Raw genomic sequence first — 19,988 nt, 5'->3', positions numbered from 1 at the left:
AGCGGTGACGACAGGAGGCGGCCCGGATGCTGTTGGAGTTCGATGCTGATCAGCGGCTGTGGCAGCAGACCGTTCGCGACGCCGTCGCCAAGCAGTGCCCGCCGTCGCTGGTGCGCAGCGTGGCCGAGGACGGCGTCGACCCGAGCCCGCTCTGGAAGTCCTACGTGGACCAGGGCTGGACGGAGCTGAACGACTCCGAGAGCGCCGTGGAACTGGCCATCGTGCTCGAGGAGCTGGGGCGCGCGACCGATCCCACCCCGTTCCTCGCGACGATGAGCCAATTCGCACCGCTGGTCGCGGACCGGTTCGACCCGCACGAGGCCGGAACCGCCGTGTACGGCGGGGTGTGCGCACACCGGGACGCCGACGGGTGGGTGCTGGACGGCACGGCACGGCACGTCCTCGACGGCGATCGCGTCGACCGGTTGGCGGTGGTGACCGACGCCGGGGTGTTCGTCGTCGCGGCCAACCAGGTGTCGGCCCGCCGCTCCGCGGTGTTCGACCCGGTCCTGCATGTCGCCGACCTGTCTTTCGGTGAAGTCCGGGTGCCCGACAGCGCCCGGCTGGCCGTCGACGCGGAACGCGCCGAGCACGTCGCGCTGACGGGCATGGCGATCACCATGGTGGGCGCGTGCCAACGCATCCTCGACCTGGTCCTCGACCACGTCCGCAGCCGGCAGCAATTCGGTGTGCCGATCGGCTCGTTCCAGGCCGTCCAGCACAAGGCCGCCGACATGCACATCGCGGTGGAACGCGCACGGGCGCTGGCCTACTTCGCCGCGCTGACCATCGCCGCCGACGACCCCCGGCGCCGGCTGGCGGCCGCGATGGCCAAGGCCTCGGCGGGGGAGTGCCAGTCGCTCGTATTCCGGCACGGCTTACAGCTTTTCGGGGCGATGGGCTTCACCTGGGAGAACGACCTGCAGTTCGCGCTGAAGCGGGCCAAGGCGGGTGAGCTGATGCTCGGCGGCGCCGCGCAACACCGCGCGCGGATCGCAGAGGAATACCGTGCAGCTGACTTTTGATCCCGACGTCGAGGCGTTCCGGGCGGAGTTCGCGGCGTTTCTCGACGAAAACCTGCCCGACGCAAGCGAAACGCTCGAGCGCCCGCGCTCAGTGTCGCACATGCCGCAGTGGGCGCGCCGTTGGCAGCGGCTGCTTTTCGACAACGGCTGGCTGCTGCCGAGCCAGCCACCGGAATTCGGCGGTCGCAACGCGACGGTCATTCAGCAGTTCGTCTACCTGGAGGAACTCAGCCGTCGCCGGATCTATCACAGCTTCAACCCGCAGGGCGTGAATATCGTTGGGGCGTCGTTGTTGTCGTTCGGCAGCGACGAACAGAAGCGGCGCTGGGCGGTGCCGATCCTGCGCGCGGAGATCACCGCCTCGCTGGGGATGAGCGAACCCAGCGCGGGCTCCGACCTGGCGTCGCTGCGCACCCGCGCGGTGCTCGACGGCGACCACTTCGTGGTCAACGGGCAGAAGGTGTGGACCTCGGGCGCCCATGACGCCGACGTCTTGCTGACGTTCGTGCGCACCAATCCAGATGCGCCCAAGCACAAGGGAATCAGCGTGCTGATCATCCCCACCGACACCCCGGGTCTGGTGCGCCGGCCGTTCCCGTCGATCTGCGGTGCCGACGATCTGGATTTCAACGAGGTGTTCTTCACCGATGTGCGGGTGCCCGCGGAGAACCTGGTGGGGGAGCTCGACCAGGGCTGGCGGGTGGCCAACGGGTCGCTGGGGCACGAACGCACGATGATGTGGCTGGGTTTCGCCGACCGGCTCGACAACATGATCGACGACTTTCGCCCGAGCACCGAAGTCGAGCGCGACCAGTACGCCAGCACGATCATGGACAAGCAGGCGCTGCGCCTGTTGGGTTCGGTCGCGCTGGCGCGCGCCTCGCGCGGCGAAGACGACGTGGCCGCGATCTCGGTGCTCAAGCTGCTCGGGTCCGAGGCGGAGCTGCGCGGCATGGAGCTCGCGCTGACGTCCGCGGGATCCGACGGGCTGATCCACCCCGGGCAGACCGGCCCGTACGCGCACATGAACCTGGACCACTATTTCGCCAGCTGGTTCGAGCGTTATGCCCGAAGCTTTTCCGGCACCATCGCCGGCGGCACCTCGGAGATCCAGCGCAACATCATCGCGCAGCGAGTGCTCGGCCTGCCCCGCGGCTAGGCTTGTCCGTCGAGTGTGCCAGCTTCACGCTCGGCCGGGCGTCGGGTGCGCCGTGCCGGGCAACGGAATCCGGGGCACGTCCGGGGTGCCCAGCTGGCCGGCCAGCCATGGCAACGCGGTGGCGAAGACGGTGCCGGCGGTCGGCCAGTCGTGCCGCCCCGGCTGGGCGACCACGGCGCAGTCGATCCCGTTCGCCCGGCCGAGGGCGCACAGGGAGGCGGCGGCCTGGTTGCCCGGGTCGGTCGAGGCGCTGCGGCCGGCGACGGCCATCGCGGTGCTGTCGACAACGGTGGTGTCTCGATGCGGCGCCGGAGCCCCGCCCGACGTGATGGCGAACCAACCGGACACCCCGTTGTAGCGGCCGTGGCGGCCGATCACCCTGGTCGGGTCGAAGGCCGCCCACGCGTCGGCATTTCCGCCGAACAAGCTGGCGATGGTCTGCGCCTTGCTTCCCGTGTTGGGGGTCAGGTCGCCCTCGATGTCGACGAAGGTGCTGAACAGCGTGGGGTGCATGACGGTCAGATCCACCGCGCAGGTCCCGCCCATCGAGAAGCCCACGACGCCCCAGCGCGACGGGTCGGGGCTGACCCCGAAATTCGCGACCATGTACGGCACGACGTCGTTGGTGAGGTGGTCGGCCGCGTTGCCGCGGCTTCCGTTGACGCATTCGGTGTCGTTGTCGAACGCGCCGCCCGGGTCGACGAACACCAGCACCGGCGCGTTGCCGTCGTGCGCGGCCGCGAAGGCGTCGATGGTGTCCACCGCGTTGCCGGCGCGAACCCAGTCGGCGGGGGTGTTGATCATGCCGCCGATCATCATCACCGTCGGCAGCTGTGGCGGCGGAGAGCTCGCGAACCATGCCGGCGGCAGGTACACCAATTCCTCGCGGTGCTTGAAGTGCGAAGCGTCGGAGGGGATCTGCACCGGCACCACGCGGCCGCGCGACGGCTTGGTGCCGCTCGCCGCCATCGCGGTGACGGTGGCCTTGTCGGTCTGGCCGGGCAGCGGCGCCGAGGTGAACTGGTCCCACGCGCTCTGCACCGTCTGCACGTACCCGATCCACTGGTTCAGCACCAGCAGCGAGCAGAGCGCACAAAGCGGCAGGCACACGAGCGATACGACACGCCGCCACCAGCGCGCACCGCGCCAGCCCAGGATCAGGACGGCCGCGGCCGTCCCGGCAAGCGCGATCCACACATACAGCGCGCCCGGCGCCGGGTCGGTCGCGACACCGCCGACGTACCAGTACGCCCCGGCGGCCGCCACGCCGCCCACGACGGTGGCCAGCGGCAGCCACACCAGGAGCCAACGGCGCGACCGCCGCCCGACGGCCAGCCCCAGCGCGACCGCCGTGGCGGCATCCACCGTGATCGGCAGCCAGCCGTGCATCAACGAGATGTGGTTACTCAGGAGCTGCATCGTCATTCCTCCTCCCGGCGGCCAGTGATCGGCGCTTGTGAGAGAAGGATCAAATGTCGGCCTCTACGAAGCCTCTACGAATTCTTGGAGCCCGCGGCCCCAACGCTGGGAGTCTGCTCGCGAGAGGGAACGGCGTCAGGCCCACCTAGTCTATGACGGCGGCGTCCTTGCGCTCGGTGATCGGCCGGGCCAGCTCTTGCTCGTCGCAGACGCGTTGCAGTTTTTCCAGCGTCTCGTCCAGGCCGGCGCCGACCCTGCGGCCCGGGGTGAAGGTGGCCGGCAGTTTCCGCATCCCCTGGATGACGCCGATGGTCTCGTAGTGGACGGTCCCCTCGGGGTCGCACGCGTAGTCGGGCATCCTGTCGAGCACCGCGGTCAGCATCGACTTGAACACCGTGCGCGCCACGTTCGACCCGGCGCAGCGGTGCACGCCGAGCCCAAAGCTGAAGTGCCGGTTGCCTTTGCGGTCGAGGATGATCTGATCCGGGTCCTGGAACACCGCGGGGTCGCGGTTGGCCATCGCCCACGAAATCCACAGCCGCTCACCCTCTTTGAAGGTGGTGCCGTCGAGCTCGACGTCGTCGGAGAAGGTCCGGCCGTCGCCGGGGGCTGGGGTGAAGTACCGCAGGAACTCTTCGGTCGCGGCATCGAGCAGCGTCTCGCGCTCTGTGCTGAGCAGCTCGCGCTGATCGGGATTCTGCGAAAGCCATTCCAGCGAATGGGCGGTCAGCGCCGTGGTGGTGTCGAAGCCGCCACCGATGATCAGACCGAGATTGCCGATGATCTCCAGATCCGGCGCGGGCTCACCGTCGATCCGCATTTCGAGCAGGGCATTGACCAGGCCGGGCCGCGGATTCTCCCGAATCTCGATCATGTTGTTGATCAGGTCGATCCCCATCTGCCGGTGCATCTCGGTGACCCGTTGGATGTCCGGGGAATGCTCCGGGGTGTACACCGCGGCGTGGGTCGGCTCGCTGTACATCTGCCAGTTCTTCAGCGGGATGCCCATCATCGCCAGCGTCAGCACCGCCGGCACGACGTTCGCCAGGTCGTCGACGAAGTCGATGCGGCCTTCCTCGATCTTGTCGTCGAGGCAGGCGCGCGTCACGTCGTCGATGAACGGCTCCCAGCGTTTGACCGCGGCCGGCGACAGGTAGGGGTTCAGCACGGCCCGGTAGGTTTTGTGCTCGGGGTTGTCCATCTCGAGGATGCCGCCCCGGATGCCGTTGATGCGGCTGGCCGTCGGGATCGAAATGCCTTTGTAGCCACGGCGTTCGTTGTTCACGTCGTGATCGTTGGAGACCGCCGGGCAGCGGGCGAGCTCGAAGACCTCGTGGCTGCCGGCCGCCACCCAATGCCCGCCGTAGGTGTCGCTCCACGCCATCGGGCACCGGGCGTGCATCTCCTCGGTGACGTCCTTGAATCGCGCCCGGTAATCCGCGGAGTGCCGATCGAAGTGGTACCGGTTCCGCTTACGGTCGCTGTCGCTGACTTTGTCATCAACGCTGTCGTCGACGCTCAAGACACTGTCTCCCTTTACGTTTCATCCGTGAGAACGATGGCCTGCTCGGGGCAGGAGTGGGCGGCTTCGCGGACCTGGTCCTCCTTGTCGGCCGGCACCACCTCGTCGATCGCCGACGAACTGCCGTCGATGTCGCTGAGCTGGAACGAATCCGGCGCGATCATCGCGCAAAGGGTATGGCCCTGGCAGCGTTCCGGATCAACCCAGACCTTCACGGTGTCTCCTTGCGGCTCAATTGTCGTAGTCATACCACTTGAGGTAGCCGCCGGCATCGACGCGCAACTGCACGCCGGTGACGTAGCGGGCCTCGTCGGACGCCAACCATAAGACGGCGTTGCTGATGTCCTCGGGTTCGACGTAGGGAATCTTCATCGCCTGCTGCACGCCGAAAACCGGCTCGGCGTCGGCGCGCGTCGGGTGTTCGAGGTCCGGCCGGAACGAGCGGTACATCGGCTCGCTCTGCAGCATCGGGGTGTTGGTGTTGGTCGGGTGAATCACGTTGGCGCGAATCCCCAACGGCGCCAGCTCGGTTGCCAGGTCGTGGACGTAATGCGACAGCGCCCGCTTGGAGTGGATGTAGGCCATGCCGCCCGGGTCGGTGCCGGGGTTGTCCTTCTTGGCCGTGTCCATCAGCGCGGCGGTGGATCCGGTGGCCACGATCGAGGCGCCCTGGCCCAAGTGCGGCAGCGCGACCTGGATGGCGTTGATGGTGCCGATCAGGTTGGTGTTGATGACGTCGCACCACGCCTGCAGGGGCGGCCGGCCCTTCATGCCGGCGACGCCGGCCTGCGCCACCACGATGTCGAGCCGGCCGAACTCCGCGACGCCGCGTTCCAGGGCCGTGCTCAGTTGCCCGGCGTCGCGCACGTCGGCCTGGGCGATCAGGGCACCCTGGCCGGTCTTCTCGATGAGCCGGGCGGTCTCCTCGAGGTCCTCGGGCGCCGCCATGGGGTAACCGATCGTGTCGACGTCACGGCACAGGTCGACGGCGATGATGTCGGCGCCCTCCTCGGCCAGCCGCACCGCGTGGCTGCGGCCCTGTCCGCGCGCCGCGCCGGTGACGAAGGCGACCTTTCCCGCAACGCGCCCTGGTGCGCCGTCTCCCACACTCTCTCCTTATTGTGTCGATGCTCAGGTGTTCCGGCCGCCGTTGACGCCCAAGATCTGGCCGGTGATGTAGCCGGCCTCCTCGGAGATCAGGAAGGCGCACGCCGCGGCGATGTCTTCCGGCCTGCCCATCCGGCGCACCGGGGTCCGGGCGATGGTCGCCTCGATGTCGCCGAGGTGTCCCTTTTGTTCCGCGGCGCGCAGCATCGGGGTGTCGATGAAACCCGGCGGTACGGCGTTCACGGTGATGCCGTTGGGCCCGTACTCGAGGGCCAGCGACTTGGTGAGGCCGTTGACCGCCGACTTAGCCGCCACGTAGTGGCTCATGTACGGCGCCCCGGAATGGGTGCTCGACGAGGAGATGTTGACGATCCGTCCCCACCCGGCCTCGACCATGTCGGGCAGCACCGCCTGGGTCACATGGAAGACGCCGTTGAGGTTGACGTCGACCACCCGCCGCCACTCCTCGAAGCTGATGTTGGCGAAGCGCTTGAAGCCGTCCAGGCCAGCGGCGTTGACCAGGACCGTCACCGGCCCCAGCTGGGCGCGGATATCCGCCAATGCGGCATCCACCTGCGGCCGGTCGGTGACGTCGGCGGTGAAGGCGAAATCGGCTTCCGACGGCCGCAGGTCGATCGTGGCGACATCGAGACCGTCGGCGCGCAGGCGTTGCGCGACCGCTTGACCGATGCCGGACCCGCCACCGGTGACCACCGCGGTCTTCACGTCGAGACCTCGTCTCCAAACGCGGGCGTCTCAGTCACAAAGAATCTCCCTTACATTTATGAGAACCTTACTCTCGCGGCGAAGCGGCATGCAACATGATCGCGAAACCGCACACGGCCTGCGCCGAGAGGCACGCCATCGCGACACATGCGCAATAACGCCGCTGGTCGGCGGCCCGGTCTCATTCCTGAGACTTTCTTGAATTATCGAGACCCGAATGTAAGATTCGCCGGGGAAGAGAATGAAATTTTCGTGACCGCCACCACATGAGGGAGTAGGGGATGCCAGTGCAGGACACGGCAGAGACCACCGCGAAGACGATCGCGGATGCCGCGCCCGAGTCACAGGTCGATCGCCGACTGCTGATTGACGGCCGGCTCGTCACCGCCGACAAGACCTTCCCCTCGATCAACCCCGCCACCGGTGCCGTCATCGGGCACGCGCCGGATGCCGACGTCGAGCAGGCCGACGCGGCGATCGCGGCGGCCCGGCACGCGTTCGACACGACCAGCTGGTCGACCGACGTCGAGCTGCGGATCCGCTGCCTCGACCAGTTGCATGCGGCGCTCGTCGAGAACGCCGACGAGCTGCGCGAGCTGACCATCGCCGAGGTCGGCGCGACCCGGGCGCTCACCCACGGCGCCCAGCTCGACGACCCGATCAAGATCGTGCGCTTCTACGCCGACCTGCTGCGCACCTACCAGTTCTCCGAAGACCTCGGCGAGATCGAATCGCGGGGCATGCTTCATCACCGCTGGGTGGAGAAGGAAGCCGCGGGGGTGGTGGCGGCCATTATCGCCTACAACTATCCGAACCAGCTCGCGCTCGCCAAGCTGGCCCCGGCGCTGGCCGCCGGATGCACCGTGGTGCTAAAGGGGGCGCCGGACACCCCGCTCGTCACGCTGGCGCTCGGCGAGTTGATCGCCAACCACACCGACATCCCGGCCGGCGTGGTGAACGTCCTTACTTCGTCGGACGCGGCCGTCGGGGTCGCGCTGACCACCAGCCCCGACGTCGACGTCGTCACCTTCACCGGATCCACCCCGGTCGGGCGCAAGATCATGGCCGCCGCGAGCGAGACCGTAAAACGCGTCTTTTTGGAGCTGGGCGGCAAGTCGGCCGTGATCATGCTCGACGACGCCGACTTCGCGAACGCGAGCTTGTTCGCCGCGTTCAGCATGGTGACCCACGCCGGGCAGGGCTGCGCGCTCACGTCCCGGCTGTTGGTGCCCAAGTCGCACCACGACGAGATCGTCGAGCTGATCGCCCAGAACTTCGCCAAGGTGCGCCACGGCGACCCCGCCGACCCGAAGACGCTCATGGGACCGCTCATCAACGAGCGCCAGCGCGACAAGGTCGACGGCATGGTCCAGCGGGCCGTCGCCGCGGGCGCGACCCTGGTTACCGGCGGCAAGCGGCTGGATCCCGGCTACTTCTATGCGCCCACGCTGCTCACCAACGTCGACCCCGACAGCGAGATCGCCCAGGACGAGGTTTTCGGGCCGGTGCTGGTGGTCATCGCATTCGACGACGACGACGATGCGGTGCGCATCGCCAACAACTCGGTCTACGGACTGGCCGGCGCGGTCTTCAGCCGCGACCAGGACCGCGCGCTGGCGGTGGCGCGCCGGATCCGCACCGGATCGTTCTCCATCAACGGCGGCAACTACTTCGCCGCCGACAGCCCGTTCGGGGGCTTCAAGCAGTCCGGTGTCGGCCGCGAGATGGGCGTCGCCGGGATGGAGGAGTTCTTGGAGGGCAAGACTTTTGCGGTTCCCGTTGTGGGGGCGCCCGCATGAGGCCGCTGGAGGGCATCCGCGTCCTGGAGGTCGCCATGTACGGGTTCGTCCCGTCGGCGGGCGCCGTGCTCGCCGAGTGGGGCGCCGACGTGGTCAAGGTCGAGCACGCCGTGACCGGCGACCCGCAACGCGGGCTCCGGCAGACCGGCATGTTGCGCGTCGAGGGCGAACCGAACCCGAACATCGAACACGCCAACCGGGGCAAGCGCAGCATCGGGCTCGACATGTCGGTGCCTGAGGGCAAAGAGGTGCTTTACGAGCTGGCCCGCCGGGCCGATGTGTTCTTGACCAGTTTTCTTCCCGCTCACCGGAAGAAGTTCGGCATCGACGTCGAGGACATTCGTACGGTCAACCCGAAAATCGTCTACGCCCGCGGGAGCGCGCTCGGTCCGCGCGGCCCCGAGTCAGAAAAGGGCGGCTACGACATGACCGCGTTCTGGTGCAGGGCCGGAACCGCCGCGACCATCACCCCGGCGGGAATGCCCGGCATGATCGCGCCCCCCGGCCCGGCCTACGGCGACACCATCTCCGGCACCAACCTCGCCGGCGGCATCGCGGCGGCGCTACTCAAACGCGAACGCACCGGCGAACCGTCGGTCGTCGACGTGTCGCTGCTGGGCAGTGGCTTCTGGGCGATGGGGCACACGGTCGCGCTGACCAAGCATCTCGGACAGCGGATGGAAGCGCCGCCGCCCGGTGTGCACGGCGCGCCGAACAATCCGTTGGTGGGGCTCTACACCACCTCCGACGGCCGCTACATCTCCTTCGTGATGATGCAGCCCACCAAGTTCTGGGCCGACGTTTGCCGGCACGTCGAGCTGCCGGAGCTGGCCGACGATCCCCGATTCGCCACCGTCGAGAAGATCGCCGCCAACACCCCGGATGCCGTCGAGATCTTGACCAAGGTGATCGCAACCCGCACTCTTGCCGAGTGGAGCGAACGCTTTGCCACGCTTGCCGGTCCATGGGCGCCCGTGCAGGACACCTTGCAGGCGGTCGACGACGCCCAAATCCGGGGCAACGAGTACCTGGTTCGCGCAGGCGAACTCGACCTGGTCGCCAACCCGGTCCAGTTCGATGTCACGGCGCCGCGCACCGGCCCGGCGCCCGGGTTCGCCGAGCAGACCGAAGAAATCCTGATGGAAATCGGACTCGATTGGGACCGCATCATCGAACTCAAGACGGCCGGCGCCGTCACTTGAGTGCTACAGGAACCGGAGCTGTGCGAAATGTTTGAGGCGAACGCCGCTTTTCATCCGATGAGCTGTCCGATAACGGTTTTGGATTTTCCATTCCCACTGGACACCGCATGAGTCATAATCGCCGGACGCTTCAAGACACGGGCCGCTCGTTTTGGAGCGCCAACTCACGCGACAGAACGGAGGAGTGGCGTGAGGGTGGTAGTGGCTGTCGCACCGGAGCGAATGCCGGAATACGGCTGTCCGCTACACATTTCGACTGTCGTAGCTCGCGTTTGTGGCCGTCGGTCCAGTCAAATCTACCGCGTCCCCTTCAGCGGAACAAGACCATCGGTCTCGAAAATGTTGGAAGGAATTGACGCCGATGGCGATTAAGCGAGCGGGCCCGGAGCGATGGACCGGCGGCATTTCCCTCGGCCGGGGCTCCAAGCCGATGGAGGCCGTCGGCGGCTTGTTCGCGATGTCCGCCGACGCGATCAAGTTCGTGTTCCGCCGGCCCTTCCAGTGGCGCGAGTTCTTGGAGCAGTCGTGGTTCGTCGCGCGCGTAGCGCTCGCTCCCACACTGCTGGTGGCCATTCCGTTCACCGTCCTGGTCAGCTTCACGCTGAACATCCTGCTGCGCGAACTGGGCGCCGCGGACCTCTCCGGGGCCGGTGCGGCCTTTGGTGCGGTGACCCAGGTCGGCCCGCTGGTCACGGTGTTGATCGTGGCGGGCGCCGGTTCCACCGCGATGTGCGCGGACCTGGGATCCAGAACGATCCGCGAAGAGATCGACGCGATGGAGGTGCTGGGCATCAACCCGGTTCAGCGCCTGGTGACGCCCCGCATGCTGGCCGCGGGTCTGGTGGCGCTGCTACTGAACAGCCTGGTGGTCATCATCGGCATCGTGGGCGGCTACGTGTTCTCGGTGTTCGTCCAAGACGTCAATCCCGGGGCGTTCGCCGCCGGCATCACCCTGCTGACCGGCGTGCCCGAGGTGGTCATTTCCTGTGTCAAGGCAGCGCTTTTCGGCCTGATCGCGGGATTGGTCGCGTGCTACCGGGGACTGACCGTCTCCGGTGGGGGCGCCAAAGCGGTCGGCAACGCCGTCAACGAGACCGTGGTGTACGCGTTCATGTCGCTGTTCGTCGTGAATGTGGTTGTCACCGCCATCGGTATCCGCATGTCGGCCAAGGGCCACTGAGGAGGTGTAGGGGCGAACCGTGATGACGCTGAGAGCCACCTACCCGCGCCTGACGCGGCAGCTCGAAAAGCCGGTCGGCACCCTGAGCCGGATCGGCGATCACACGCTGTTCTACGGAAAGGCGCTTGCCGGCGTCCCCTTCGCGGTCCGCCACTACCGGCGGGAAGTCATCCGCCTGATTGCCGAAATCAGCATGGGTGCGGGAACGTTGGCCATGATCGGCGGCACGCTGGTGATCGTCGGCTTCCTGACGCTGGCCGCGGGCGGCACGCTGGCCGTCCAAGGCTATAGCTCACTGGGCAACATCGGCATCGAGGCGCTGACCGGATTCTTGGCGGCCTTCATCAACGTTCGCATCGCGGCGCCGATCGTCGCCGGGATCGGTCTGGCGGCCACCTTCGGCGCCGGCGTGACCGCGCAACTCGGTGCCATGCGGATCAACGAAGAGATCGATGCGCTGGAATCCATGGCGATTAGGCCGGTTTCGTATCTGGTCAGCACCAGGATCGCGGCCGGAATGATGGCGATCACGCCGCTGTACTCCATCGCCGTGATCCTGTCGTTCTTCGCCAGCCAATTCACCACCGTGGTTCTCTTCGGCCAGTCGGGCGGGCTGTATCAGCACTACTTCTCGACGTTCCTCAATCCGATCGACTTGTTGTGGTCGTTTCTTCAGGCCGTCCTGATGGCGATCACAATCTTGTTGATCCACACCTATTTCGGCTACTTTGCCTCGGGCGGACCGGCCGGAGTCGGCGTCGCGACCGGTAACGCGGTGCGCACGTCGTTGATCGTGGTCGTGTCGGTGACGCTGCTCGTCTCGCTGTCCATCTACGGCACCAACGGCAACTTCAACCTGTCGGGCTAGGGAAGGTGGTGACAGGACAGTGACGCGTGACCTCGGGCCGGGCCCCATTCACCGGTCCGAAACCACCAGTGCCGCACGGCCCGTCGCGGCATCGCCCGGGCGCCACTTCGGCGCGCAGTCGTACGCGCGCCCCCTGGCGGGGCTGGCGACCATCGTCCTCATTGGCCTGGTCTTCGCCGCCGCGGTGGGCCTCTTCCGGGGTGACTTCACCACGAGCGTGCCCGTCACCGTCGTCTCGCCGCGCGCCGGCCTGGTGATGAACCCGGACGCCAAGGTGAAGATGCGCGGCGTCGAGGTGGGCAAGGTCGACTCAATCGACGTGCGGCCCAACGGAGAAGCCGTCCTGCACCTCGCGATGCAGCCGTCGCAGATGCACCTCATCCCGGCCAACGTGCTGGTCGACATCGCGTCGACGACGGTGTTCGGCGCGAAGTTCATCGAGCTGGTGCCGCCCGCCGAGCCGTCGCCGCAGTCGCTGCGCGCGGGTCAGGTGCTCGAGGGCAAACACGTCACCGTCGAAATCAACACGGTGTTCCAGCAACTCACCTCGTTGCTGTCGACGATCGATCCCGCCAAACTCAACGAAACCCTCGGCGCCCTGGCGTCCGCGGTCAACGGCCGCGGCCACAAGATCGGCCAGATGCTGCGCGACCTGGATTCCTTCCTGGCCACCCAGGAGCCGAGCCTGCCCGCGCTGAGCCACGACCTCGCGGCCCTGCCCGCCGTGAGCGAAGCCTACGGTGACGCGGCCCCGCACCTGCTCGCCACGGCCGACAACGCCGTCCGGATCAGCAAGACGATCGTCGACGAGCAACAGAATCTGGACGCCTTCCTGATCAGCTCGATTGGCTTGGCGGACATGGGCAATGACGTGGTGGGCGGCAACCGCCAAGCGCTGACCGACGACCTGCACCTGCTGGCGCCGACCACCGATCTGCTCAACCAGTACCACCAGGCGCTGTACTGCGGCATCGCCGGGTCGCTGGGGAACCTGCACGCGCCCGACCTGCCCGAGCCGATGGTCAAGGTCACCGTCGTCATCGGCCTCGGCGCCGAGCGTTACCGCTACCCGAGCAACCTGCCCAAGGTCGCCGCCACCGGTGGACCCCAATGTCAGAACCTGCCGGTGGTGCCCTTCGACGTGGCGCCGCCGTTCCTGGTGACCGACAACGGCTCCAACCCCACGCAGTACGGCAATCAGCAACTGCTGCTCAACTCCGATGCGCTCAAGCAGCTGCTGTACGGGCCGCTCGACGGACCACCCCGCAACACCATGCAGATCGGGATGCCCGGATGACCGGCTCGCGCGGGATGATCCTCAAGTTCGGGGCGTTCGCCACCGTGATGGTCGTGCTGACCGTGTTCTTGTTCTTCATCTTCGGGCAGTACACCACCGGGTCCACGAACGGGTATTCGGCGCTCTTCACCGATGTGTCGCGGCTGAAGCCCGGAGAAACCGTGCGGGTCGCCGGCATTCGGGTGGGAACGGTCAACAGCGTCAACCTGCGCGCCGACAAGAAGGTCCTGGTGAAGTTCGACGCCGACCGCAGCGTGGTGCTGACCACCGGCACCCGCGCCGTGGTTCGCTACCTGAACCTGGTCGGTGATCGCTACCTCGAGCTGACCGACGGCCCGGGATCCACCAAGGTGCTGCCGGCCGGGGCGGAGATCCCACTCGATCGGACCGCGCCGGCCCTCGACATCGACCTGCTGCTGGGCGGGCTGAAACCCGTTACCCAGGGCCTCAATCCGCAAGACGTCAACGCCCTGAGCGCGGCGCTCATCCAGGTCTTCCAGGGTGAGGGCGGAACCCTGCAGTCGCTGCTGTCGAAGACATCGTCGTTTTCCAACACGTTGGCCGACAACAACCAGACGGTGCAGGAGCTGATCGACAACCTCAACGCCGTGGTGGCCACCGTCGACAAGGACGGCACCAAGTTCTCCAGCGCCATCGACCGCCTGGAGAAATTGGTCAGCGGATTCGACCAGGACCGTGACACCATCGGCACCGCGATAACCGCCCTGGACAACGGGACCGCATCGATCGCGGATCTGCTCACCCGCGCCCGCCCGCCGTTGGCCGCGACGGTGGACCAAGCGAATCGGCTGGCCCCCCTGCTCGACAAGGACAAGAACCTCATCGACACCTCGCTGCACAAGCTGCCGCACAACTACCGCAAACTGCTCAGGCTCGGTTCGTACGGTGCCTGGTTCCCCTACTACCTGTGCGGCCTCGCGCTGCGGGTGTCCGACTTGCAGTACCGGACGGTGGAAGTGGGCGTCAAGCACCAGACCACCGGGCGGTGCGCGGAGCCGAAGGACCCCGATGAATAAGTACCGCGGAGCGGGCCTCATCAAGGCCGGATTCATCGGCGCCGTCCTCATCGCGCTGATCATCGCCGTCGGGCTGAACCCCGATCAGCTGGTACAGCGGGCCACCACGGTCCGTTACCAGGCGCTGTTCGCCGATGCCGGCGGCCTCGCGCTGGGCAACGACGTGACGATCTCGGGAATCAAGGTCGGCAGCGTGACGGGCATGACGCTGCAGCACGGCGACGTGCTGGTGACGTTCACCGCCAAGGGAAACATCCTGCTCGGCTCGGCCAGCACCGCGCATATCAAGACCGGTTCGCTGTTGGGGCAACGGGTTCTCACGGTCGACTCGGCGGGCACCGGCAACCTGCATCCGATGGCCGTTATCCCGGTCTCGCGCACCTCCTCGCCGTACTCGCTGTCCGAGGCAGTCAGCGACCTGACCACCGACCTCCAGGGCACCAACACCGAGTCGCTCAACCAGTCCCTGGACACGTTGTCGGCGACCCTGAATCAGGTTGCGCCGCAACTGGGTCCGGCGTTCGACGGGGTCAGCCGGCTTTCGCAGACCCTGAACGCCCGCAACCAGACGCTCGGGCAGCTGCTCAAGGGCGCCGCCGACGTCACAGGCGTCCTCGGGCAACGCAGCCAGCAGCTCAACACGCTGATCCTCAACGCCAATGACCTGCTGTCGACGCTGGTGGCGCGGCGACAGGCGATCGTGCGGCTGCTCGCCAGTACGTCCGCGGTGGCCAGGCAGCTGTCCGGCGTGGTGCATGACAACGAAGCGAAGCTGGCGCCGACGCTGGAGAAGCTCAACTCGGTGACGGCGATGCTGGAAAAGAACCGCGACAATCTCGCCCAAGCGCTGCCCGGTCTGGCGAAGTACGAGCTGACGCAGGGGGAGACCGTCTCGAGCGGCTACTACTACAACCCGTTCATCCCCAACCTCTTCCAGCTGGAGTTCTTCCAGTGGTTGTTCGACTACGCCTTCGGGTTCCGCGCCTACGGCGCGCCCGGTCAGCCGCCGGACACCGCCGGGCCGCGCGCGTTCTTCCCGTTCCCGTTCAACGAGGACCCGGGGGGGCGGCCATGACGGGGCTCAGGGCGATTCCGCGCAACAAGCTCAAGGTGGGACTCGCGATCGCGCTGGCGGCGCTCGTCGTTGTCGGCGCGGCAATCGCCATCCGTAACACCTTCTTTCGCCCGACGACGATCACCGCCTACTTCCCCACCGCCACCGCGATCTATCCGGGCGACGACGTGCGGGTGTCCGGCATGAAGGTCGGCACCATCTCGTCCATTCAGCCGCAGGGGACCCGGGCGAAGCTGGTGATGCACGTCGACCGCAACGTGCCCATCCCGGCGGACGCCAAAGCGGTGATCGTCGCCCAAAACCTGGTGGCGGCGCGCTATGTGCAGCTCACGCCGGCCTACCGGTCGAGTGGTCCCACCATGCACGACGGCGGGGTGATACCGATCGAACGGACGGCGGTTCCTGTCGAATGGGACCAGGTCAAAGAGCAATTGATGCGTCTGGCAACGGAATTGGGCCCCAACAGCAAGGTGTCCACCCCGTCGGTGGCGCGGTTCATCGACAGCGCCGCCGACGCGCTCGGCGGCGGCAACGGCGAGAAGCTGCGCCAGACGCTGGCTCAACTGTCCGGGGTAGCCAGGGTCTTCGCCGAAGGCAGCGGCAACCTCGTCGACATCATCAAAAACCTGCAGGCGTTCGTCGGGGCGCTGCGTGACAGCAACGTCCAGATCGTGCAGTTCGACAACCGGCTGGCCACGTTGACCAGCGTGCTCGACGACAACAAGTCCGACTTGGATGCGGCGCTGACAGACCTGGCGAACGCGGTCGGCGAGGTGCAGCGGTTCATCGCCGGCAGTCGTGACGCGACCTCCGAGCAGATTTCGCGGTTGGCCGACCTGACGCAGATCCTCGTCGACCACCAGATGTCGCTGAAAAACGTGCTGCACATCTCGCCGACCGCGCTCGCAAACGCCTACAACGCCTACGACCCGGACTCCGGCAACATCCGCGGCGGGGTCGGCCTGCAGAACTTCTCCAACCCGACGTATGCCTGGTGCGCGGGCATCGGGGCAATCGAGAACGTCACCGCCGTCGAGACGGGCAAGCTGTGCGGTCTGTATCTGAGCCCGGCGCTGAAGGTGTTCAACCCGAACTTTCTCGTCAACTTCAACTACCTGCCGATTCCTGTCAACCCGATCCTGGCTCCCTCGTTTGCGCCGGAAAACGTTATCTACAGCGAGGACCGGCTGAAGCCCGGCGGGGAGGGCCCCAGGCCCGGCCCGCCGTTGCTGCCGCCGGCCGTTTCCGCGTACACCGGGCTGCCGGGCGACCCCGTTGGGCCGCCGGGGTCGGTGCCGATGGGGCGGATCCCCGGAGCCGCGATGCCGGAGCCCGCGCCGGGTGAACCGCCGCCCGTCTCCCCGCCACCGCCGCCGGCCTCACCCCCGCCGGCCGCTCCGGCGAACCTTCAGGACATGCTGATGCCGGGTGAAGGAGCGCAACCATGACCGCCCGGTTTGCGATAAGGCGCGCGCTCGGCCTGGCCTGCTGCGTCATGCTCGCCGTGAGCGGATGCGCGTTCAACGGACTGAACTCGCTGCCCCTGCCGGGTGCGGTGGGACGAGGTCCGGGCGCCACCACCTACCACGTGGAACTCGCCAACGTCGTTACGATGGAACCGAATTCGCCGGTGATGATCGACGACGTCATCGTCGGCAGCATCAGCAAGATGACGGTGCGGGGTTGGCACGCCGACGTCGAAATCTCGGTACAGCCGGGCACCGTGATCCCAGCCAACGCGGTGGCCAGCGTCGGCCAGACCAGCCTGCTGGGATCCATGCATCTGGCGCTGAATCCGCCGCTGGGCCAGCCCGCGACCGGCCGCCTGCAACCGGGCGCCACGATCCCGCTGAACCGGTCGACTACCTATCCGTCGACCGAACAGACGCTGTCGTCGCTGTCGGTGGTCCTCAACGCCGGCGGGCTGGGCCAATTCGGCGACATCATCCACAACTTCAACGCCGCCCTGTCGGGAAACGAAGGCGCCGTTCGCGATCTGCTGGAGCGCCTCGACCGGTTCGTGGGCACCCTCGACCAGCAGCGCGACAACCTCGTCGCGTCGATCCGCGCCCTCAACCGCCTTTCGGGCACGTTCGCCGCCCAACGCGACGTGATCACCCAGGCGCTGAACAAGATTCCGCCCGCACTGGACGTGCTGATCAAGGAGCGCCCGCGCATCACGACCGCGCTGAACAAGCTCGGGACGTTCAGCAACACCGCGACCAGACTCGTCAACGACGCGGGCGATGACTTGGTGAAGAACCTGACGAATCTCGCGCCGGCGCTCGGTGCGCTCGCCGACATCGGTCCGGATCTGGACGCGGCGATCGCGTACGCGCCGACGTTCCCGTGGACGCAGGGCATCATCGACCGGTACATCCGCGGCGACTATCTCAATGGGTATTTCATCATCGATCTGACCAACGCCGGGCTCCGCAAGGGCATCCTGCGCGGCACCCACTGGGAACGGATCGGCGCCGAAGCCGTGCCCGGGCCCGCGGATCCGGAATACCTCCAATTCCGTTACGGCGCACCGCCCGGCGCGCCCGGGGCGCTCACCAAGCCCGGTCCGACTGGCGAACCGGCACCGTTCGGGCCACCGCCGCCCTGGGGCCGGCCGCTGCCGGGACCGCCGCCGTCCGCGGCGCCGGGGCCGGTGAACCAACAGTCGGCGGACGCGCCGCCACCCGCCCCGCCGCCGCCGCCGGTGTCGCCGTTGATCGCGGGCCTGACGTGGCTTGGCCCCGATGCGCAGAAGTCGCCGGCAGCGACGTTGCCCGGACCGCCGCCGGCGGGGGCTTCGGCGCCGGCCGACCAGGGTGCCCCGGTGCCCGGCGCGACGCCGACCACAAGCCAGCCGACGGACGGGGGCTCGTAGATGCTGACCCGGTTTGTCCGAATCCAGTTGGCGATCTTCACGATCGTCGGGATCGCCGGTGTGGTCATCATGGCGTTGTGGTACATCCAGGCGCCAACCCTGCTCGGCATCGGCAAGATGACGGTCACGCTGAAACTGCCGGCCACCGGCGGCCTCTACCGCTTCAGCAACGTGACCTACCGAGGGGTGCAGATCGGCAAGGTGACCGCGGTGGGGCTGACCCCCGACGGCGCGAAAGCCACGCTGTCCCTTGATACTTCGCCGAAGATACCGGCCGACCTGAAGGCGGAGGTGCTGAGCATCTCCGCGGTGGGCGAGTATTACGTCGATCTGCGGCCGCGAAACGACTCACCGCCCTACCTCCACGACGGCTCGGTCATCGCGATGAACGACACGACGATCCCGCAGCCGATCGGCCCCGTGCTGGACCAATCCAGCAAGTTGATCAACAGCATCCCCAAGGGCAAGCTCGGTCAATTGCTCGACGAGTCATTCAAGGCATTCAACGGCGCCGGTTACGATTTCGGATCGTTGTTCGACAGTTCGTCGCGGCTCTCGGGTGACCTCAACGGCGTCGCCGACCAAACCAGGAACCTGACCGAGGACACCGGGCCCTTCCTGGACGCGCAGGCGCAGACCGCGGATTCGATCCGGACGTGGGCGCGCAGCCTCGCCGGATTCAGCGGTCAGCTGGCGAAAAACGACCCGGAGTTCCGCACCCTGCTGCAGCAGGGGCCCGGGGCCCTCAATGAGGCGTCCCGGCTGCTCGACCAAATCAAACCGACGCTGCCGGTGCTGCTTGCGAACCTCACCACGATCGGCCAGATCGGCGTGACCTATCACGCCTCAATCGAGCAGCTCTTGGTTTTGTTGCCGCCGTTCACCGCGGCGATCCAGTCGTTCGTCGGGACGAAGTCGCCGACCGGATTGGCCACGGGCGCATTCAATCTCATCATCAGTGACCCGCCCGCGTGCACGGTCGGCTTCCTGCCGCCGAGCCAGTGGCGTTCCGCGGCCGACACCCGCACCATCGACACGCCGGACGGGCTGTACTGCAAACTGCCCCAGGATTCACCCATCGCGGTGCGCGGCGCTCGAAACTATCCCTGCATGGGACAGCCCGGGAAACGTGCGCCGACCGTCGAAATCTGTGAGAGCGACAAGCCTTTCCAGCCGCTGGCGATGAGGCAGCATGTCTTCGGCACGTACCCGCTTGACCCGAATCTCATCGCGCAGGGCATCCCGCCCGACGACCGCATGAACTGGTACCGCGACCGAATCTTCGGCCCGGTGGAGGGAACGCCGCTGCCGCCGGGCGCGGTTCCGCGGGGAACGCCGCCCGGTTCGGCGTTGCCGCCGCCCGCGGCGCCGCTCAGCCCGTTAGCGCAAATGGGCGATGTGTCACCCATAGCGCCGATCGATGTCCCCGCCGCCCCCGCGGGGGCGCCGGCGCCCGCAGCGGCGAGCCCGCCGCCGGCCGGGCCGCCGGCGGGGCCGTCGGCGGCGCCGAGTGCGTTCGGGCACAACGAGACTCAGGCAGGCCCGTCGGTGGCGATCGCCCAGTACAACCCGCACAACGGCACCTATGTGACCCCGGATGGCCAGGTCTACCGCCAGTCGGACCTTGCCGCGCCCACGACGCCGAAGGCGCCGAAAACGTGGAAGGACATGTTCGCCACCTGATGGCCGCGCAG

General features: G+C 67.3%; 17 protein-coding genes. 12 read left to right on the top strand and 5 right to left on the bottom strand.

The genetic code is table 11. The features are described from left to right. Window positions 1-26: 26 nt before the first annotated feature. Both AC5Y2S_RS00745 and AC5Y2S_RS00740 read left to right on the top strand, forming a co-directional pair. A complete protein-coding gene (locus AC5Y2S_RS00745) occupies window positions 27-1,025 on the top strand; it encodes an acyl-CoA dehydrogenase family protein (RefSeq protein WP_499953187.1) in 999 nt (332 codons plus the stop codon). Beyond that, window positions 1,009-2,184 (top strand): acyl-CoA dehydrogenase family protein, encoded by a 1,176-nt coding sequence (locus tag AC5Y2S_RS00740; RefSeq protein WP_499953186.1) that lies wholly within the window; start codon window positions 1,009-1,011, stop codon window positions 2,182-2,184. Before AC5Y2S_RS00745 ends, AC5Y2S_RS00740 begins: the two co-directional genes overlap by 17 nt. A 24-nt stretch (window positions 2,185-2,208) precedes the next feature. Here AC5Y2S_RS00740 and AC5Y2S_RS00735 read toward each other — a convergent pair whose 3' ends face one another. From AC5Y2S_RS00735 to AC5Y2S_RS00715, 5 genes are all read right to left on the bottom strand, one after another. Next, window positions 2,209-3,603 carry an alpha/beta hydrolase gene (locus tag AC5Y2S_RS00735; RefSeq protein ID WP_499953184.1) on the bottom strand — a complete coding sequence of 465 codons (1,395 nt, stop codon included), beginning with the start codon at window positions 3,601-3,603 and terminating at the stop codon, window positions 2,209-2,211. 145 nt (window positions 3,604-3,748) lie between these two features. After that, window positions 3,749-5,005, bottom strand: a complete 1,257-nt coding sequence (locus tag AC5Y2S_RS00730; protein ID WP_499954294.1) for a cytochrome P450 — start codon at window positions 5,003-5,005, stop codon at window positions 3,749-3,751. A 134-nt stretch (window positions 5,006-5,139) separates the two neighbouring features. Then, a complete protein-coding gene (locus AC5Y2S_RS00725; protein ID WP_499903565.1) occupies window positions 5,140-5,340 on the bottom strand; it encodes a ferredoxin in 201 nt (66 codons plus the stop codon). 16 nt (window positions 5,341-5,356) lie between these two features. Then, a complete protein-coding gene (locus tag AC5Y2S_RS00720; RefSeq protein WP_499953183.1) occupies window positions 5,357-6,232 on the bottom strand; it encodes a mycofactocin-coupled SDR family oxidoreductase in 876 nt (291 codons plus the stop codon). Window positions 6,233-6,256: 24 nt separating this feature from the next. Further along, window positions 6,257-6,958, bottom strand: coding sequence for an SDR family NAD(P)-dependent oxidoreductase (locus tag AC5Y2S_RS00715; RefSeq protein ID WP_499953182.1), 702 nt, complete (start codon window positions 6,956-6,958; stop codon window positions 6,257-6,259). A 281-nt stretch (window positions 6,959-7,239) separates the two neighbouring features. Between AC5Y2S_RS00715 and AC5Y2S_RS00710 the strand changes: the two genes are divergently transcribed. The 10 genes from AC5Y2S_RS00710 (at window position 7,240) to AC5Y2S_RS00665 (ending at window position 19,977) form a co-directional block, all read left to right on the top strand. Next, window positions 7,240-8,757 carry an aldehyde dehydrogenase family protein gene (locus AC5Y2S_RS00710; RefSeq protein WP_499953181.1) on the top strand — a complete coding sequence of 506 codons (1,518 nt, stop codon included), beginning with the start codon at window positions 7,240-7,242 and terminating at the stop codon, window positions 8,755-8,757. Further along, window positions 8,754-9,959 (top strand): CaiB/BaiF CoA transferase family protein, encoded by a 1,206-nt coding sequence (locus AC5Y2S_RS00705; RefSeq protein WP_499953179.1) that lies wholly within the window; start codon window positions 8,754-8,756, stop codon window positions 9,957-9,959. Before AC5Y2S_RS00710 ends, AC5Y2S_RS00705 begins: the two co-directional genes overlap by 4 nt. A 361-nt stretch (window positions 9,960-10,320) precedes the next feature. Continuing rightward, window positions 10,321-11,139 (top strand): MlaE family ABC transporter permease, encoded by an 819-nt coding sequence (locus AC5Y2S_RS00700; protein ID WP_067011023.1) that lies wholly within the window; start codon window positions 10,321-10,323, stop codon window positions 11,137-11,139. Between the two features lie 22 nt (window positions 11,140-11,161). After that, window positions 11,162-12,007: an MlaE family ABC transporter permease gene (locus tag AC5Y2S_RS00695; protein WP_067011277.1), complete on the top strand. Its 846-nt coding sequence runs from the start codon at window positions 11,162-11,164 to the stop codon at window positions 12,005-12,007. 19 nt (window positions 12,008-12,026) lie between these two features. Next, window positions 12,027-13,304, top strand: a complete 1,278-nt coding sequence (locus AC5Y2S_RS00690) for an MCE family protein (protein ID WP_499953178.1) — start codon at window positions 12,027-12,029, stop codon at window positions 13,302-13,304. Continuing rightward, the gene (locus AC5Y2S_RS00685; RefSeq protein ID WP_499953177.1) at window positions 13,301-14,341 is read left to right on the top strand and encodes an MCE family protein; all 1,041 of its coding nucleotides are present in this window, start codon (window positions 13,301-13,303) and stop codon (window positions 14,339-14,341) included. The genes AC5Y2S_RS00690 and AC5Y2S_RS00685 overlap by 4 nt, the downstream gene beginning before the upstream one ends. Next, entirely contained in the window at window positions 14,334-15,416 is a 1,083-nt protein-coding gene (locus AC5Y2S_RS00680) for an MCE family protein (protein ID WP_499953175.1), read from the top strand. Before AC5Y2S_RS00685 ends, AC5Y2S_RS00680 begins: the two co-directional genes overlap by 8 nt. Further along, window positions 15,413-16,864 carry an MCE family protein gene (locus AC5Y2S_RS00675; protein ID WP_499953174.1) on the top strand — a complete coding sequence of 484 codons (1,452 nt, stop codon included), beginning with the start codon at window positions 15,413-15,415 and terminating at the stop codon, window positions 16,862-16,864. The genes AC5Y2S_RS00680 and AC5Y2S_RS00675 overlap by 4 nt, the downstream gene beginning before the upstream one ends. Then, a complete protein-coding gene (locus tag AC5Y2S_RS00670) occupies window positions 16,861-18,294 on the top strand; it encodes an MCE family protein (RefSeq protein WP_499953173.1) in 1,434 nt (477 codons plus the stop codon). Before AC5Y2S_RS00675 ends, AC5Y2S_RS00670 begins: the two co-directional genes overlap by 4 nt. Further along, window positions 18,295-19,977 (top strand): MCE family protein, encoded by a 1,683-nt coding sequence (locus AC5Y2S_RS00665; protein ID WP_499953171.1) that lies wholly within the window; start codon window positions 18,295-18,297, stop codon window positions 19,975-19,977. Window positions 19,978-19,988 lie beyond the last annotated feature (11 nt).

Source organism: Mycobacterium sp. NGS69, assembly GCF_059812165.1.
This window is presented reverse-complemented; position numbering and strand designations above follow the sequence as displayed.

Coding starts and splice junctions, on each gene's coding strand:
- AC5Y2S_RS00745 (WP_499953187.1), top strand. CDS start 27: ATGCTGTTGGAGTTCGATGCTGATCAGCGGCTGTGGCAGCAGACCGTT.
- AC5Y2S_RS00665 (WP_499953171.1), top strand. CDS start 18,295: ATGCTGACCCGGTTTGTCCGAATCCAGTTGGCGATCTTCACGATCGTC.
- AC5Y2S_RS00675 (WP_499953174.1), top strand. CDS start 15,413: ATGACGGGGCTCAGGGCGATTCCGCGCAACAAGCTCAAGGTGGGACTC.
- AC5Y2S_RS00710 (WP_499953181.1), top strand. CDS start 7,240: ATGCCAGTGCAGGACACGGCAGAGACCACCGCGAAGACGATCGCGGAT.
- AC5Y2S_RS00685 (WP_499953177.1), top strand. CDS start 13,301: ATGACCGGCTCGCGCGGGATGATCCTCAAGTTCGGGGCGTTCGCCACC.
- AC5Y2S_RS00705 (WP_499953179.1), top strand. CDS start 8,754: ATGAGGCCGCTGGAGGGCATCCGCGTCCTGGAGGTCGCCATGTACGGG.
- AC5Y2S_RS00680 (WP_499953175.1), top strand. CDS start 14,334: ATGAATAAGTACCGCGGAGCGGGCCTCATCAAGGCCGGATTCATCGGC.
- AC5Y2S_RS00730 (WP_499954294.1), bottom strand. CDS start 5,005: ATGCACGCCCGGTGCCCGATGGCGTGGAGCGACACCTACGGCGGGCAT.
- AC5Y2S_RS00700 (WP_067011023.1), top strand. CDS start 10,321: ATGGCGATTAAGCGAGCGGGCCCGGAGCGATGGACCGGCGGCATTTCC.
- AC5Y2S_RS00670 (WP_499953173.1), top strand. CDS start 16,861: ATGACCGCCCGGTTTGCGATAAGGCGCGCGCTCGGCCTGGCCTGCTGC.
- AC5Y2S_RS00695 (WP_067011277.1), top strand. CDS start 11,162: ATGACGCTGAGAGCCACCTACCCGCGCCTGACGCGGCAGCTCGAAAAG.
- AC5Y2S_RS00735 (WP_499953184.1), bottom strand. CDS start 3,603: ATGCAGCTCCTGAGTAACCACATCTCGTTGATGCACGGCTGGCTGCCG.